The sequence below is a fragment of the Janthinobacterium kochi genome, assembly GCF_051380715.1.
In the GTDB taxonomy this organism is placed as follows: domain Bacteria; phylum Pseudomonadota; class Gammaproteobacteria; order Burkholderiales; family Burkholderiaceae_D; genus Janthinobacterium.
Genome location: NZ_JBNYXO010000004.1, coordinates 165,584 through 181,405 on the forward strand (window position 1 = coordinate 165,584; position 15,822 = coordinate 181,405).

The 15,822-nt window shown below is 62.7% G+C and carries 20 protein-coding genes; 7 read left to right on the forward strand and 13 right to left on the reverse strand.

Annotated features, from left to right (window positions below; translation table 11 throughout):
* Positions 1–27 precede the first annotated feature (27 nt).
* From ACQ4WL_RS11070 to ACQ4WL_RS11085, 4 genes are all read left to right on the forward strand, one after another.
* On the forward strand, positions 28–1,182 hold the full coding sequence (locus ACQ4WL_RS11070; RefSeq protein ID WP_436509775.1) for a hemin-degrading factor: 1,155 nt from the start codon (positions 28–30) through the stop codon (positions 1,180–1,182).
* A gap of 163 nt (positions 1,183–1,345) precedes the next feature.
* Positions 1,346–2,263 (forward strand): alpha/beta fold hydrolase, encoded by a 918-nt coding sequence (locus ACQ4WL_RS11075; RefSeq protein ID WP_436509776.1) that lies wholly within the window; start codon positions 1,346–1,348, stop codon positions 2,261–2,263.
* A gap of 40 nt (positions 2,264–2,303) precedes the next feature.
* Positions 2,304–3,221 carry a muramoyltetrapeptide carboxypeptidase gene (ldcA, locus tag ACQ4WL_RS11080; RefSeq protein WP_436509777.1) on the forward strand — a complete coding sequence of 306 codons (918 nt, stop codon included), beginning with the start codon at positions 2,304–2,306 and terminating at the stop codon, positions 3,219–3,221.
* 5 nt (positions 3,222–3,226) lie between these two features.
* The gene (locus tag ACQ4WL_RS11085) at positions 3,227–4,405 is read left to right on the forward strand and encodes a DUF418 domain-containing protein (RefSeq protein ID WP_436509778.1); all 1,179 of its coding nucleotides are present in this window, start codon (positions 3,227–3,229) and stop codon (positions 4,403–4,405) included.
* On the opposite strand, the gene ACQ4WL_RS11090 is transcribed toward ACQ4WL_RS11085, so the two are convergent.
* On the reverse strand, positions 4,402–5,118 hold the full coding sequence (locus tag ACQ4WL_RS11090; RefSeq protein ID WP_436509779.1) for an SOS response-associated peptidase: 717 nt from the start codon (positions 5,116–5,118) through the stop codon (positions 4,402–4,404). The two genes, ACQ4WL_RS11085 and ACQ4WL_RS11090, sit on opposite strands and share 4 nt — an antisense overlap.
* Before the next feature lie 145 nt (positions 5,119–5,263).
* On the opposite strand from ACQ4WL_RS11090, the gene ACQ4WL_RS11095 reads away from it, so the two are divergent.
* Complete coding sequence (locus ACQ4WL_RS11095) at positions 5,264–5,485, forward strand: hypothetical protein (RefSeq protein WP_436509780.1); 222 nt, start codon at positions 5,264–5,266, stop codon at positions 5,483–5,485.
* 13 nt (positions 5,486–5,498) lie between these two features.
* On the opposite strand, the gene ACQ4WL_RS11100 is transcribed toward ACQ4WL_RS11095, so the two are convergent.
* The 11 genes from ACQ4WL_RS11100 to ACQ4WL_RS11150 all read right to left on the reverse strand — a co-directional run bounded on the left by ACQ4WL_RS11100 (position 5,499) and on the right by ACQ4WL_RS11150 (position 13,083).
* Complete coding sequence (locus tag ACQ4WL_RS11100; RefSeq protein ID WP_436509781.1) at positions 5,499–5,744, reverse strand: hypothetical protein; 246 nt, start codon at positions 5,742–5,744, stop codon at positions 5,499–5,501.
* 56 nt (positions 5,745–5,800) lie between these two features.
* On the reverse strand, positions 5,801–6,106 hold the full coding sequence (locus ACQ4WL_RS11105) for a hypothetical protein (protein WP_436509782.1): 306 nt from the start codon (positions 6,104–6,106) through the stop codon (positions 5,801–5,803).
* A gap of 145 nt (positions 6,107–6,251) precedes the next feature.
* Positions 6,252–6,458, reverse strand: a complete 207-nt coding sequence (locus ACQ4WL_RS11110) for a hypothetical protein (protein WP_436509783.1) — start codon at positions 6,456–6,458, stop codon at positions 6,252–6,254.
* A 101-nt stretch (positions 6,459–6,559) separates the two neighbouring features.
* Positions 6,560–7,129 (reverse strand): manganese efflux pump MntP, encoded by a 570-nt coding sequence (locus tag ACQ4WL_RS11115; protein WP_436509784.1) that lies wholly within the window; start codon positions 7,127–7,129, stop codon positions 6,560–6,562.
* Between the two features lie 58 nt (positions 7,130–7,187).
* Complete coding sequence (locus tag ACQ4WL_RS11120; RefSeq protein ID WP_436509785.1) at positions 7,188–8,042, reverse strand: undecaprenyl-diphosphate phosphatase; 855 nt, start codon at positions 8,040–8,042, stop codon at positions 7,188–7,190.
* Positions 8,043–8,137: 95 nt separating this feature from the next.
* Positions 8,138–8,998, reverse strand: coding sequence for an alpha/beta hydrolase (locus ACQ4WL_RS11125; RefSeq protein ID WP_436509786.1), 861 nt, complete (start codon positions 8,996–8,998; stop codon positions 8,138–8,140).
* 94 nt (positions 8,999–9,092) lie between these two features.
* Positions 9,093–9,740 carry a hypothetical protein gene (locus tag ACQ4WL_RS11130; protein WP_436509787.1) on the reverse strand — a complete coding sequence of 216 codons (648 nt, stop codon included), beginning with the start codon at positions 9,738–9,740 and terminating at the stop codon, positions 9,093–9,095.
* Positions 9,741–9,824: 84 nt separating this feature from the next.
* Positions 9,825–10,157 (reverse strand): hypothetical protein, encoded by a 333-nt coding sequence (locus tag ACQ4WL_RS11135; RefSeq protein ID WP_436509788.1) that lies wholly within the window; start codon positions 10,155–10,157, stop codon positions 9,825–9,827.
* A gap of 25 nt (positions 10,158–10,182) precedes the next feature.
* Entirely contained in the window at positions 10,183–10,872 is a 690-nt protein-coding gene (locus ACQ4WL_RS11140) for a hypothetical protein (protein ID WP_436509789.1), read from the reverse strand.
* Between the two features lie 97 nt (positions 10,873–10,969).
* Positions 10,970–12,643: a DUF6138 family protein gene (locus ACQ4WL_RS11145; protein WP_436509790.1), complete on the reverse strand. Its 1,674-nt coding sequence runs from the start codon at positions 12,641–12,643 to the stop codon at positions 10,970–10,972.
* 122 nt (positions 12,644–12,765) lie between these two features.
* A complete protein-coding gene (locus tag ACQ4WL_RS11150) occupies positions 12,766–13,083 on the reverse strand; it encodes a hypothetical protein (RefSeq protein ID WP_436509791.1) in 318 nt (105 codons plus the stop codon).
* Between the two features lie 175 nt (positions 13,084–13,258).
* Between ACQ4WL_RS11150 and ACQ4WL_RS11155 the strand changes: the two genes are divergently transcribed.
* Complete coding sequence (locus ACQ4WL_RS11155; protein WP_436509792.1) at positions 13,259–14,410, forward strand: sensor histidine kinase; 1,152 nt, start codon at positions 13,259–13,261, stop codon at positions 14,408–14,410.
* Positions 14,411–14,425: 15 nt separating this feature from the next.
* Positions 14,426–14,683 carry a DUF1488 family protein gene (locus tag ACQ4WL_RS11160; protein ID WP_436509793.1) on the forward strand — a complete coding sequence of 86 codons (258 nt, stop codon included), beginning with the start codon at positions 14,426–14,428 and terminating at the stop codon, positions 14,681–14,683.
* 156 nt (positions 14,684–14,839) lie between these two features.
* On the opposite strand, the gene ACQ4WL_RS11165 is transcribed toward ACQ4WL_RS11160, so the two are convergent.
* Positions 14,840–15,694, reverse strand: a complete 855-nt coding sequence (locus ACQ4WL_RS11165; protein ID WP_436509794.1) for an AraC family transcriptional regulator — start codon at positions 15,692–15,694, stop codon at positions 14,840–14,842.
* Positions 15,695–15,822: the final 128 nt, after the last annotated feature.

The following is a 15,822-nucleotide window of genomic DNA, read 5'->3' on the forward strand; positions in this document are numbered from 1 at the left end:
TTCCATGTTTGATTGAATGGTCTCTCTATGAAGTTATCCAAACTCGTTCTATCCCTGCTAGGCAGCCTGCTGATTGCAAACGCATATGCGGCCCCAGCCACCTTGGCGGAACGCTGGTCCACCTTGCGCACGGAACAGCCGAAGCTGCAGATCCGCGACGCGGCGCGCGCACTGGGTGTGTCCGAAGCGCAATTGCTGGCCACCAATATCGGCAAGGGCGTGACGCGATTGCAGGCCGACGGCAACGGGCCGCGCGAAATCATGCGCGCGGCGCTGGACCTGGGCCTCGTGCAAGCGATCACGCGCAATGAAAATGGCGTCATCGAAACGACAGGCGTCGCCAGCAAATTCAAGCAGGCGGGCGATAAATCCGAGCAGGCCGATGCCAAGGACCCGGAAACGCAAGCGCGCCAGCGCAATATCGCGGGCGGCTACCTGGGCGGCCAGATCGACCTGCGTTTTCACTTTGAAAACTGGAAATACGCATTTGCCGTGGAACAGCCAGGCCGCGACGGCAAGCCGACGCGCAGCCTGCAGTTTTTTGACGCCAACGGCACGGCCGTGCACAAGATTTATGTGCGCAGCGATGCGGGCGTGGCCGTCTACGATAAATTGGTGGCAACGTTCCGTCTGCCCCAGCAAAGCGCCGAGCTGAACGTGCTGGCCGTGGCACCAAAAGCGGCGGAAAAGCCCGATGCCGAGATCGACGTCAAGGAATTCCAGCTGGCCTGGAAAGACATGACGGACGTGCACCAGTTCGCGCAAATCATGCGTGAATTCCATTTGACGCGCGAACAGGCGCTGCGCCTGGCGCCAGCCGGCGTGGTCGAGCGCGTGACGCCCGCAGCGCTGCGCACCTTGCTGGAAAACGCGGCCAAGGACAAGGTCGCCATCATGGTGTTTCTGGGCAATGACGGCTTGACGCAGATCTACAGCGGCAAGATCGAGAAAACCATGGCCGCCGGCGGCTTCTTCAATGTGCTGGACCCGGACTTCAACCTGCACATCCGCGACACGGCCCTGCGCAGCGGCTGGCTCGTCAAGCGCGGCGGCGTCACTTCGGTCGAGTTCTTCGATAGCGATGGCACGCAAGTGGTCTCCTTCTTCGGCGTGCGCGAGCGGGGCAAGCCGCAGCCGCAAGCGTGGGTGGACCTGGCTGATTCTTTGCCAAAAGCCAGGTAAGCAGCACCGTCGAGGCTGCACCGTTGCCGCCCGGCGTACCGGCGCGGCAACACTTCAGTTCGGCTTACACATGAGTCGTGATCGCACTATCACAATAGTGGTATGCTGATTCCAAGGCCGCAGCGATCGTGCCTGCGTGCTGGTTCCTGTAAGAGAGGCAATCATGGCAACCATCATGGCGAACGGCCTCAACATAGCTTATGAAAGCCACGGCAACCCGGACGATCCGTGTGTGCTGCTGGTCATGGGCCTGGGCATGCAACTGATCGCCTGGCCGGCGGACTTCGTCGAAGGCATCGTCGAACAAGGCTTCCGGGTTGTGCGTTTCGACAACCGCGACAGTGGCCTGTCGAGCAAGATGGCGTTGGCGGGCAAGCCATATTTGCCGCTGGCCTACGTGAAAAATCTCGTCGGCTGGCCCCTGAAAACTTCCTACACCCTGAATGACATGGCGGACGATGCGCTGGGCTTGCTGGCGGCCCTGCGCATTGCCCAGGCGCACGTGATCGGCGTCTCGATGGGCGGCATGATCGCGCAAGTGATGGCGGCGCGGGCGCAGCAGCAGGTGCTCAGTCTGACCTCCATCATGTCGAGCAGCGGCCGGCGCGGTTTGCCCGGCCCCACGCGGGCGGCGCGCAATGCGTTATTGCAACGTCCGAAACGCAATGCCAGCCGCGCCGAACTGATGGCGCACATGGCTGCCACCGTACGCGTCATCGGCAGCCCCGCCTATCCCGTCTCGGAAAAACTGCTGTACCAGCGCATCGAAGCGGCGTTGCAGCGGGGCAGTTGCCCTGAAGGCGTGGCGCGGCAAATGGTGGCGATTGCCGCCTCGGGCGAGCGCACGGCCTTGCTGCCGAGCATTAGCTGCCCCGCATTGGTGATCCATGGCGCGGCCGACCCTCTGATTCCCGTCGCCTGCGGCATCGATACGGCGGCGCTGATCCCGGGCGCCCGGCTCGAGGTGATCGAAGGCATGGGGCACGATATGCCGCCCCAGCTGATCGAGCGCCTGCTCGCCTTGATCGATGTGCATCTGCAAGGTAAGATGGCGCCCCAGATGCGCTCCCAGCCGGCTTAAAAGCCAGGCGCGCCCATTCTTATCTACGTGCGGGCATATTTTGAAGACACCTGAAATTGGCATCGCCATCGTGGCGCCGGGCGGTTGCGCGCCCGATGAAGCGGCCGTGGCGCGCGGCATCGCCCGCTTGCAGGCGCAAGGCGCCACTGTCCATAACTATTACGACCCCGAGCACACATTCCAGCGCTTCGGCGGGACGGATGCGGGGCGCCTGGCGCAGCTGAACGCGGCGGCCGCCGACCCGGACGTGCAGGTGGTGATCGCCTTGCGCGGCAGTTACGGCATCAGCCGCATCCTGCCCGACATCGACTTTACCGTCATGGCCGCCAGCCGCAAGCTGTTTGTCGGCTATAGCGATTTCACGGCTTTCCACATGGGCTTGCTGGCGAAAACGGGCCGCGCCAGCTTTGCCGGTCCCATGATCTGCGACGATTTCACCCGCGACGAGCCCGAGCAATTTACGCTCGATCAACTGTGGTCTTGCCTGGCCGGCCCCACGCACACGGTCACGGGCACGGCAGCGGGCAATCCGCCGGTTGATGCAGTGGGCACATTGTGGGGCGGCAACCTGGCGATGCTGGTGCACTTGTTGGGTACGCCGTATTTCCCGCAGATTGACGGCGGTATTTTGTTCCTGGAAGACGTCAACGAACACCCGTACCGTGTCGAGCGCATGCTGCTGCAATTGCTGCACGCGGGCGTGCTCCAACGCCAGCAGGCGGTCGTGCTCGGTGACTTTTCCGGCTATAAACTGAGCCCGATGGACAAGGGCTACGATGTTGACGCCATGCTGGCGTATGTGCGCGAGCGTCTGCCCGTGCCCGTGCTGACGGGACTCGAATTCGGCCACATCCGCCGGCGTGTCACCTTGCCGTTCGGCGGCCAGGCGCGCCTGCAATCGGATGCCTCCGGCTTCAGCCTGCAGGTGGGCGACTATCCCACCTTGTCGCAGCCCTGAACACCGTGAGCGCCAAACCCGGACGTCTGCTGCAGCTCGATGTGCTGCGCGGCATCTCCGTGTTTGGCATCTTGCTGGTGAATATCTGGTCGTTCGCCTGGGGCAGCCTGTCCTTGCGCTACGGCACCTTGCCGGCGCAACCGCCCGCACTGGACCAGTTCGTCATATTCGGTGTGGCGGCGCTGGCGCAATTCAAGTTCTATCCCATCTTCGCCTTTCTGTTTGGCGCCGGTTTTGCCCTGCAGACACGTTCCCTGAAACGCCAGCTGGGCAGCTGGGAAGCCGCGCAAGCCGCCTACCGGCGCCGTTTGCGCTGGCTGCTGATGTTCGGCCTGCTGCACGGCTTCTTCATCTGGAGCGGCGACGTGCTGACCTCGTATGCGCTCGCCGGCATGCTGATCCTGCCGCTGGCAGCCGCCAGGCTTAGCCGCGTGCGCAACCGCGCCTGGCTGGTGGCGGGCGGCTTTTTACTGTTCATGTGTTTGCTCATTCCCGTAGGCCAGCAGGGCGGCGCACCGGACATCGCGCGCGATCTGCATAGTTTTGCAGAGCGTTACGCGATTTACACGCAGGGTAGCGCGTGGGCCGTAGCCAAGCTGCGCGCCAACGATTTCCTCGTCTCTCTGCTGTCCGCCGCTGTCATGCTGCCGCATATCATCGTGCTGTTCCTGCTGGGCATGGTCTCCGTGCGCTGTGGCTGGCTGACGCAGCCGCAGCGCCACCAGCGCCTGTGGCGCCGTGTGCGTGCCGTGGGACTGGGCGTGGGCTTGCCATTCAACCTGCTGGCGGCGGGCGCCATCGCGTGGCAGGTGGCTGATCCGTATCAAACCGTGTTCGATACGGCCTTGTTCGAAGTGGGCCTGTTCGCCGGCGGCCCCGTGCTGGCGGCCGGTTATGTAGCCGCGCTGATGCTGGCCGGGCCCTTCATGCTGCGCTGGCTGGGCCCATGGCTGGCGCCCGTGGGACGCATGGCGCTGAGCAATTATCTGTTGCAATCGCTGATCGGTACCTGGCTGCTGCAGGGGCCGGGCCTGGGCTGGGGCGCCAGGCTGCGTCCCGCCGAGATGCTGGGCCTGGCCGTAGCGATCATGGCGGGGCAGGTGATACTCAGCCGCAACTGGCTGCGTTACTTCCGCCAGGGGCCAATGGAAGCGCTGTGGCGCCGGCTGGCGCGGCTGCCTTAATCCGTTCCCCAGTCAAACGCGCCTTGTGGCGATGCTGGCGGCGGCGCCTTGGCCCTGGCCGTGGGCACCAGCGGATTATCCACGGCATGCCACTCGAACAGTTCCACGTCGAGGATGCAGGTACGCGTCAGGTGCAGCGCCGCTTCGGGCGATAGCGCGGGGTCCAGCCAGTGGTGCGCGTCTTCCAGGCTGACGGCCACGGGGCGGCGGTCGTGGATGTCGACCATGCCGCCCAGGCTGTCGGCCGTCACCAGTACGAAGCCCGCTTCCTCGCGGTTGTGCTTGTAGGGGGCAAACTGGGCCAGCACCAGCAGGAACAGGCGCGCGCGGTCGCGGCGGTGGATGTGCCACGGCTGCTTGCTACCTTTTTCACCTGTCCATTCATACCAGCCATCGACGCAGACGATGCCGCGCCCCGCGCGCAGCAAAGACTTCCAATAGGCGCCGGCGAGTTTTTCCAGGCGCGCATTGATGGCGATGGGGATTTTTTTCTTGCCGGGGGCGGGCACGGCTTGCGCGGCCCAGGCGGGGCGGTAGCCCCAGAAGACGTCGTCGACACGGTGCACGCCATCCTCGATATGCAGCACGGGCCGGTAGGTTCCGGGCGAGACGTTCAGGTGCGGCTCGGCCTCGCTGTCGAACACCGCGTCGGTCCAGCCGAAGGATGACGCCAGAGCGCGCGCCGTGTCATTTTGATCGAATCGTCCACACATGGCGAAATGATACCCTATCGCCCGGCGCCGCCAGGACAGGCGCGTGTGTACTTTCTGTGTGTGGTCAAACGTACAGACTGCAATCGGGATATGGCGCACAGTGGAGCCTAATCAGTTGGCTAACGCTTCTTGCATCGGAGGAAATATGTCTTTTGAAAATCCCACCATCCACAAAGGATTCATCATCAGCGCCACGGCCAGCCAGCGCCGCGATGGCCGTTGGGTCGGTTCGTATGTCAGCCAGAACCAGGCGTGCGGCGCATATGCCGATACCTGCGATTACGATGATTGCAGCAATGAAAAAGAGGCGCAGCAACTGGCGCTGTCCGTCGGCTGGCGCCTGGCCGATGGCATGCAGGCACGTTAAGCTGCGTGCTGCGTCAGCTTTTGTGCCGCAAGGCCAGCAGCAAGCCTGCCACAGGGAAGAGCAGGCTGGCGGCCAGGCGTACGCCGTTCAGCGAAGCCGTCTCCACACCCAGCAGGTGCGGCAAGGCCAGCAGTAACAGTGGGGCCGGTACGGCAATGGCAAAGAAGAACAGGTACCACGAGTAGCCATTCTTTTTGGCCAGCAAGGCAATCAGGGCGCAGCCGATCAGGAAGATCAGCGGTAAATTCACATATTCCATGGTGACGTACTCTTGGCAAGGGGAAAGCGATTATACGCGCCTCTGCGTGCGTCACTTCAATTGCCGACGAGGTCAGGCGGCTGTGGCACTTGCTTGCCGACGGCCGGCGCATCGGCCGGCAGCAGCGCCTTGATGGCGCCGTTATAGATGAGTTCCTGGGCATACGCCGACGCCTCGATCAAGGCCGCATGCGCGGACTTGAAACTGCTCGACGTTTCAATCAGCACGGGCTTGGCGTACACCTGCAGCGTATCGCCACGCTTGCTGAGCAAGATCAGGCCCCGGTAGCGCCCATCCTTCTCCAGCGCCCCCGCCACATGAAATTCATAACCCCTGATCTGGTGTTTTTGTTCCTGATCCATGTTCTCCCGCCTCCAGACCTGAATGTCGTACCGTTTTACGCATATCGAACAGCAGAGTGTTTGATCTGCATCAAGACCGCCATTTCAAGCCACGATTCAACTAACGTCGATTCAACTAACGTCTCGACGCTTGCTGCAAGCGTCCTCACCCCGCGCGAATGGCGCGGATTTGCTGGGCCGTTTCCTCGATCTCCCGATACGCTTCCTGGATATAACCATTGACCGGATGCCCGTCCATCCACTCGAAATAGGCGCGCTCGTCGTGTTTGATGGCAAAAGGGACGTGGTGGTCGCGTATCGACTCGGCCGTTTCGCGCACCAGCGAGGCAAAGAGTAGCTCAAGAGTTTCCATGATGGTTACCTTGCAAGACAGGAATGCAGAGTACGGAATGTAGCACAAAGTGGATAGTGCTCCACGCTGCATGCCGTGGCGTGCGCAGGCCTTGCCCGGTTTCAGGCCGGATGGCCGATATGCTCGTACAGGATCACGCAGCCGATGATGATCAGCACTAGGCCGCCCACCAGTTCGGCTCGCTGGCCCGCCACCGTGCCCAGTACGCGGCCCAGCATCACGCCCAGGGTGACCATGACGAAGGTGGAAAAGCCGATGGCGGCAGCCGTGACGACGATGTCGGCACCCAGCAATGCCAGGCCCGCGCCCACCACCATGGCGTCGATGCTGGTGGCCAGCCCGGTGACGGCCAGCACCCAGAACGAGTGCGATTGCGCCGGCGCTTCTGCCTCGTCGGCGTCAGACAGGGCATTGCGTATCATCAACAGGCCGATGATGCCCAGCAGGCTGAAGGCGATCCAGTGATCCCATGCTTCCACGTAGGGCGCTGCCACGCTGCCCAGGGCCCAGCCGATAATGGGCGTGATGGCTTCGATGACGCCGAAAATCAGGCCCGTGCGCAGCGCCTCGCGCCATTGCGGCTTGTGCAGGGCGGCGCCTTTGCCCACGGCGGCCGCGAAGGCATCGGTGGACATGGCAAGGGAGAGGGCGGCGGTGGCGGCGAAGTTCATCGTTGGCTTTCTGTAAAACCTGGCTGGGATGTGTGTATAAACTAGAAACCCGGCGATTCTACCCTACGTACAGCACGACGATGGAAGCGGCCAGGCAATACGCGCCAAAGAAATGCCAGCGCCCCTGTTCCAGCCAGCGCGACAGCCAGCGCAGGGCCAGCAAGCCTGCCAGGAAGGATAGCAGCATGCCCAGCAGGCTGGGTCCCAGCAGGTGCAGCAGGCTGTTGCCGTGTTCCAGATGGTCCAGGCTGCCATTTGCCATAGCCTGGTAAAAGCGCCAGCCTTCCTTTGCCAGCACGGCGGGCGTCAGCACCACGGCCAGGGCAAAGCTGAATTCTTCCGCCCGGCGCTGCGGCACGCCCATGGCGATACCGGCGGATATGGTGGCGCCCGAGCGGGAAAAGCCCCGGAAGGGCAGGCACAGGCCTTGGACTGCACCGATCACCATCGCCTTGCCGATGGACAAGGTGCCATGCTGGCGTGCTTGCTGGCGCGACGACACGATGATCAGTACGCCAGCGGCGGCCAGCGCGGCGGCCATCAGTTTGGCGTTGCCGAACAGGTGCTCGATTTCAAAGCCGGGCGCATCCTTGCTCATGATGTGCGTAATTCCCTTCAGTAAGCCGAAGCCGACGATGCCCGTCAGCGCTGTGGCGGCCACGAGCAGCAGCACATTGCTGCGCAAGGCGGCGCTCGAACTGAAATACGTGGCGCGCCAGGATGCCCAGAAATACACGATGACGGCGAACATGGTGCCGGTGTGCAGCATCACCAGCAGCATGGTCAGTTCCGGCGAGGTGGGATCCAGGCCCATCCATTTTTCCGCCATGATGACGTGGGCGGAGCTGGACACGGGCAGTAGTTCGGCGAAGCCCTGGACGATGGAAAGGATCAATAATTGCAAAAAGCTCATGGGACTCTGGACACAGGCGGGGGAAGATGGGCCGCCGATTTTACCCGCCCGATGCTGTGGGCACATCCCGCACCAGATTACAGTTTGTCCATGTTTTATTGGCTGACCGGCAACTGCGGCTTGAACAAGGCGCGGAACGCCTTCAAGGCGGCCGGGTGATAGATCGTGCCATGGCTTTCTTCCGGCATCTTTTCCAGATGCCATTGCAAGCCGGGCGGCGCCTGTTTTTCCAGCACCTCGGACAGGCGCTGCACTTCGACGGCGATGCCCGCTTCGCTGCTGGATGCCAGATACAGGCTGTGCTTGCCTGGCGCGCCTTTCGCCAGCAGGGCTGCCGCCTGGCGCGGCAGGGCGCCATGGCTCCACCACAGGCTGGGGTCGAATGCCAGGTAATGGTCGAACAGCTGCGGTTCCAGCAGGTATGTTTCCACCACGAACAGGCCCGCCAGCGATTCGCCGACGATGGCCGTCTCGCCCATCGTGCGGTAGCGCCGTTTGACTTCCGGCATCAGTTCATCGCGGATGAACGCCCGGTAAGCGGACGCGCCGCCCACCACGGGGGCGATCTTGCGGTCTTCGGCATTGTCCGTCGGTCCCGTCAGATCGCGCCGGCGCTGCGTGTTTTGCATGCCGACCAGCATGAAGGGGCGCATCGTGCCATTCGCTACCGACACTTGCAGCAAGCCGGCCACGTGCAGGAAATCTTCCGCCACGCCGCCGTCCGGCATGTACAGCACGGGCAAGGGCGCATCGGGCGGCGTATCCCAGGCGCGCGCCATGTACACATTGATGTGGCGCTTTTCCTGCAGCGCCTGCGAATCGATGACAAAGCTTTCGCCGATGACCAGCGGCGTGGCCGCGCTGGCGGTAGCGGTCGGTTCGGCATGGGCAAACTGGAAGGGGTTGGACAGCAGCAGGGCGGCGGTGAAGTGCAGTGCAAGGCAAGAGCGGCGCATGTTTTCTCGTGATAAGTAGTGGATCGATGGAATGTACTTGTATAGACATGCCATCAAGCAATTCTATCTTATCTATTTTATCTTTGATGCAGTATTACTTGATCGTCAAGAGTTCCCGTTCGAGCACGACGCCCGTCTTGTCCACCGTATAGGCGACCAGCAGCGCGCCATCGCCGGCGCAGGCATGGCAGCTCTTCAGGGGAGTGGAAAACAGCAGGTGCTGGCCGCCGTTTTCCGTTGACGTACTGCCAACAAAGTCGGCGGGCGCAAACGGCACGGCGTCCGGGTGGGCGGCGGCAAACGCTTGCCAGGCCGGTGTGGCGCGGTCTTCCTCGCGCAAGGCGTCCTCGTCGACGTCGATGGCCGCGCCATCGCTGCCGATCAGCAAGCTGCCTTCATTCGTGTTGGCGCGGAAAGGATAGGTGACGGTGGCCAGGGCTACATTGCCCAGCGGGCGCCAGGCGGAGATGAAGCCCGCCTTGTTCGCCTTGACCAGCATCCTGGCGGCGGCGATGGCTTGCGGGCGCGCGCCGGAGCGCTGCATGGTGCGCAGAAGGCAGACGTCGGGTGCGGTGGACGACTCTTCGCTGCGGCAGGCCGACAATGAGCGTTCCTGCCACACGGCCCGCGCATCGACGGGGCCTGCCGGCTGGGATTGGGCATGGGCCGCCTGCATGGTGGCCAGAGCGGAGAAAGCAAGTACGGCGCAGCCGGCTACATGGCGGGAAAAGCGTGTGGGCATGGGGAGTCCTTTGAGTGCGGGAAACAATGTATCGTCACCGATTATAGAAGGAGGGCCGGGCCCGCCCGCGCACCGCAGCCCCGTTCAGCGTTTTTTGGCCGCCGCCTGGCGCAAGGCCTTCGCTTCCTGCTTGTTGGGCAGGTGCGGGCGCGTGGCCAGCTCCGCCTTGACGGCGGCGATGGCGGCGCCAAACAGCTGTTCGGCCTGTTCGACGCTGGCGCCCGCATAGTGCTGCTGGTTGGATTGGGCGGCGCGCAGCCGGCGCAGCAGCGCCAGCAATTGCCTGCCGTGCAGGGCAGGCAAGTCTTGCGCCAGCGCTTGCTGGACCAGCGCGCCTTCCAGATGGTCGGGGTCGAGCAGGCGCAGCAAGGCCAGGCCTGCTGGCTGGGCGACTGGCGTCAGTTTGGGTTTATCCACCGGCAGTTTATAGATGAGTAAAGGATTACAGGTATTCCCAGATTTCATCGAAGGTTTCGCGCGCGAAATCATTGCGCCAGGCTTCCGAATCCTTTTCGCGGCTGACGGCAAACACGGCGCGCCAGGTCTGCTTCGGTGCGCTGGTGTAGGTCGCGGCGATCCTTTGCAGACCAGCCGTGCATTGCTCGACCTTGCAACCGCTCTTTGCCAGTTGCTGGGCGGCACTGGCCCACGCCACTGGCACCTTGACGAGCTGGCATTCGAAGCTGACGGCGGCCGTCTGCATGCCGTTTTCCACCGTCACCGGGTCCGCCTTGGTGGCCTGGCATGCGGCGCCATTCTTGGCGGCGATGACATTCGCGGCCAGCAGTTCGGCGGCCGGCGTCACGGCCGCGCGCATGGCGGCCGGGAACAGGTCGGCGATCAGCTTGCCTGTTTCCGTCGGGAACTTGGCGTCCGCTTCCTTCAGGGCGCTGTACGACGCATATTCCGCGCTCTGGTGGCCCGCCAGGCGGGTGGGGCGCAGATAGGCGTTAAGCTTGGCGACGCTGGCTTCATCCTGGTTGATGATGGTCTTGATGTACAGGTCGGCGACGGCCAGCGGCGCCAGCTCCACGGCTGTTTCGGCGGCGATGGCGGGTTGGGCCAGCGCCACGGCCGCCGCAAAGCATGCTGCCAGCAGGGCAGTGCGCGATGTTTCTTGGGTTTGATGCATGTAATTTCTCCACGATTCGATGTCAGGCGCCAAAAGATGCCTAGTGGCAATTCTGGCGCGCGCATTATAGATGGTGAAAGTCATAACGTTGCGCACTTTAGGCATCCGCCTTGCTGGCCCTTTCAAGCAAGGCCAGCAGCAGCTCCTTGCGCCGACCCTGCGCCTTGCGCGCCAGGGCCGCCAGCTTTTCCAGCTTGCCCCAGACCGGATACAGCATGTGCTCGACCAGATAGCCTTCCAGCCCTTGCAGTTGCTGGCAGAACAGTTCCAGTTTCTCCACCTCATCCAGTTCCGCCTGGATCCTGACTTTTGCGTTATCCGTGCACGCGCGCAGGCACGCCGCCAGCACGGGAGCGGAGTCGGGCGTGACGCCATGTTGTTCGGCGAAGGCGGCCGTGAACTGGTCCTGCACGCACTGGTGTTCCTCGTCGACGTTCTCCATGTAGTGCTGCACCAGGGTGAAGTAGCGTGCATCGAGCAATCCGAGGCCGAACGTGGCATAGCTGCCGGGCATGCAATTCTTTTCCCCTTCCGTGTCGGCATAGAATTCGAATTGCTCGATGGCGGCGCGCGCATATGCTTCCAGCTGCGGTTGCAGGGCGGGCCAGGCGAGGGCGTTGGCAAAGAAGCGGTGCGTGTCGGATTTCGCCAGTCCCTTGATTGGCAGATATTGCTTGACCTTCGATTTGAGCTTGATCTGGTAGCTTTTCGGAAAACCGTTGTTCAGCAAATGCGTGATGAATGCCAGCGCCTGCGCATACGCACCTTCCTCTTCCCGGACGATGCTGATGCTGATGGTGGCAAACACATCGTTGGCGCGGCATTCCAGCAGCGCATTTTTCAGGTGGATGTCGGCATCGGGGAAGCTGCCGCTGCCTTCTGCCAGCATGCGCACGGCCCGTTCGCTGCCCAGTTCGCGCGCGATTTCCAGGAATTTGAGGCCTTTCGACTTGGCGTAGCTCGGTTCGTGGCGCAAGATCATCACGGCGCCATACAGCAGCAGGTCGATCGGTTGCAGCGCCTGCGCATCGGGCAAGGCGCCCGCTTTCAAGGCATATTCCGTGGCGCGGTAGGCGGATTGCGCGCGGTCATAGTATTGCGGCAGAAAGATATTTTCCGCCCATTGCGTGATGGCGCGGATAATGTCGTGGCGGTGCTCGGCCAGCGCGTCCGGGCGCGCCTTGTTCAGGGCCTGGATGCGATCATATTGCGCGATGATCCAGGCCACGTCGGGTTGCGGGAACAGCTGTTTGTCGAGCAGGTGGCGTGCCAGGAAGAACGTTTCCAGCTGCTGCGTCGGATCGCTGCCCTGCGTGAGCTGCTGCCCGATGTACGCGTGGATGTTTTCCAGCAAGGCCTGGCGCTTGGCGTCGTTGACGTATTCCAGCAACGTCAGGTGCAGCTTGCCCTGCGCCGTCTGGAACTTGCCGCGAAAGGTGAAGCGGTAGTCGATCATCGGCGTGTCCACCAGCGGCGCCAGGCGGGCTTGCACCAGCGCCGTCAGTTGCGGCGCAATCAAGTCGCGCACTTGCGCATCGTCCAGGCGCGCCGGCGTCCTGGGGCGCTCTTCGCCGTCATCGAAACCCAGGTCGAGATCGTCGGCGGTGGTGCGGCCCGGTTTGTAATCGAGCATGAAGTCATTAAAGATGCCTGCTTGCAAGGTCGTGCGCTTGACGGCTTGCTCCAGGTCCGTGCGCTGCAGGCGCTCATCGAACCAGGCGTGGATGGCCGCCGTCATTTCTTGTGTTGCCATTTCTACAAGTGTGCTCATCAGTATCGTCGTCTTTCCCTGTCGTGCGCGTGACAGTGCCACCGGCTGCCGTCACGGTCATGTTTGATATAAAGCACTATTTTAGGTGTTCGGGCCTGGCCGCAACAAGGGCCGTACAGTGGTCAGGAAGGGGCCGTGAGGAAGCGCACATCGATGTCATCGGACTGCGGTCCTACGGTGATCGTGGTATGCCAGCCGGAAGGCTTGTCGTTGCCATCGAACAAGGCGATGCGCGTGTGGACAAACAGGACCGAATACACGCCGGACTTCATGTCGCGGTTCAAGTCCCAGTGCATCAGTTCGATGGCTTCGCCTATGCGCGGCAAATGGGCGCCCGGCGGTAGCAGAATGTTCTGGTTGATGAATTCCCTGCTCGGGCCCGGTTCCTTATGGCGCGGATCGATGTAGCGGAACGAAACGCTGGTAACGATGTTTTGCATGCGTGGCACCTGCTTGGTTATGTATCTGACGACAATAGCACAGGGAGATGGCTGGCGCGTGCGCTGCACGGCGCCAGACGGGCGTGCACGCAGCTATGTTCGGTAGCAGACGGTACTTGACAGCGCACCACGCTAGGCTTGCTTATTCTTAATCATTGAGATTGCTGGAAACGCCATGATGCATATATTCCTAGCCGAAAATCGCGCCGAGCTGGAGCGCCGTTGCCGAGATAAAGTCGCCAAGAGGCCGTTGCGTTTGCCGACCGATCAACAGTTGCAACATGGCATACCCATCTTCCTGGATCAGTTGATCCGCACCCTGACGGCGGAGGAGGGGGGGCAGATGGCGAAGAGCCTGGCCATTTCCGGTCCCGCCGATGGCAATGCGCAGGCGGCATCGGAACTGGCCGACAGCGCCACCACGCACGGCGGGCAGTTGCTGGCGCTAGGGTATTCCGTCAGCCAGGTGGTACACGATTATGGCGACCTGTGCCAGGCCGTCAGCGACCTGGCGCTGGAGCGGGGTGAGGAATTCGCCGTCGAGGAATTCAGGACGCTGAACCGTTGCCTCGACAACGGCATTGCCGAAGCCGTTTCCGAATTTACCCAGCGGCGTGACGTGCTCATTGCAAATGAGCAGGCACTGGCATTGAGCCAGCGCATCGGCTACTTTGCCCACGAATTGCGCAATCACCTGGGCACGGCCGGCCTGGCCGTCGCCGCGCTCAAACAAGGCGGCATGGGCGTGGCAGGTGCGACTGGCGCCGTGCTCGACCGCAGCCTCGTGGGTTTGCGGACCCTGATCGACCGCTCACTGGCGGAAGTGCGGGTGGAGGCGGGCCTGACCTTGCAGCGTTCGGTTTTCTTCCTGAACAGCTTCATCAGTGAACTCAGTTATTCGGCCAAACTGGAAGCGGACTTGCTGCATTGCACCTTGATCGTGGAAGAGGTCGCTCCCTTGCTGCAGCTCGATGCGGACCAGGATTTGCTGCTCTGTGCCGTGGGGAACCTGCTGCAGAATGCCTTCAAGTTTGGCGCGCCGAATGGCACGGTGGTGCTGCGCGCGTATGCGAACGGCGAGCGGATCATGATCGAAGTGGAAGACAACGGCGCCGGCCTGTCGCCGCAGGCTGCAGATGACTTGTTTTTGCCCTTTACGCAAGGGGGTGCCAACAAGACGGGCCAGGGCTCGGGCCTGTCGATTGCCCGGCGCAGCGTGGAAGCGAATGCGGGCACCTTGAGCGTGGAAAGCGTGCCTGGCCATGGCTGCGTCTTCATCATCGACTTGCCCCGGCATGCCGCTGCTGTCGCCACGCTGGGCGCATGAGAGGGCGGGGCGGCCATGCCCTATGACATCCTGCGCGACAGCATTGCGCTCGAGCCGGCAGGCGACGCCATCCGTTTCCACCTGACCGTTTTCGGGGTGGAAAAGTCTTGCCGCGTTACCGTGACGGCATTGCGCAGCCTGGACCAGAGTCAGGGCGGCGACTTGCTGGCCATCTTCGACGCCCACCGGCTGCGCATCGGCCAGCGCGCCTTCGCTTACCTGAGCCGCGATCTGCTGGTCAGCGGCGTGGTCTTGCGTGCGCTCGACTTCTAAGTAATCCTCGGGAAATCAGTGTGAATTTATGCCGAACAGAACCGGATGCTATGCAAGGCGCTCGCTGCGACGCAGTGCGAGCACTGCTAGCAGTGAGCAACGGCGCAGAGCGCCGGTTATGGAAGTCAGAAATCACAATAATTTATTGGGGGTTACTTAGCTGTCGCCTTGTGCCAGCCGCCCACCAACGGGGCCGGCCGGGCCTGCCTGTGCCAGCCAGTCGCGCGGTGACAGTCTGGTGCAGGCGCGGAAGGCACGGGTGAAGGCCGGCTGGCTGCCATAGCCCACTTCCAGCGCGACATCCTGCACCAGCCGGCCTTGCCGGAGCAGCGCCTGGGCGCGCAGCATGCGTTGGCCCGTCAGGTATTCGGCCGGCGGGCAACCGATGACCGCGTGGAACTGGCGCGCGAAGCGGCTGCGCGACATGCCGCACAGGGTCGCCAGCGACGCCACCGCCCAGGGGCGCCCGGGATGGTCGTGCATGGCCGCCAGGGCCTTGGCGAGCGCGGGCTCGGACAGGCCGAACAGGCGCGCCGCCGAAATCAGCTTGCCGGCCAGCGCATGGCGCAGCAGCTGGACGATTAGCACGTCACACAGGCGGTTGAGCACCAGTTTCTGCCCCATGCCGCCATACTGCGCTTCGTCGAACAGCAGCCCGAGCACGCCATCCATGGCCGGCGCCTGCGCCAGCGGGACGTGCAGGCAGGACGGCAGGCTGTCGATCACGGCGTCGTCGCCGGCCAGGCGGACGGTGGCGCACAACAGCCGCGCCGTGCCAGCGCTCGTGTCCAGTCCATGCGCCAGCGGGCGCGGGTAGAAAATCAGCGCGGGCTGCTCGACTTGCAGCCGCGTGCCGTCGTCATGCGTGAAGGCTGCCGGTCCCTGCCGCACGAGGTGCAAGTGGCCAATTCCGGGCTGGGCCGGGAAGTGGCTGCGGCCGCAAAACGCTCCCTCGAAGAAGGTGTCGGCAGAAAAGTCCAGGCGCATCAACAGGGCAGACAGACGATCCATAGGGCAACAAATAGACGAAAAGATATAAATTGTAGACTAAAAGCAACAAATGTTTCCATTTTTATCGCTATGATGATGTCCCGATGTTTGTCCTGGACAGCATTTTCATCTCGCGCCACCTGAATGGA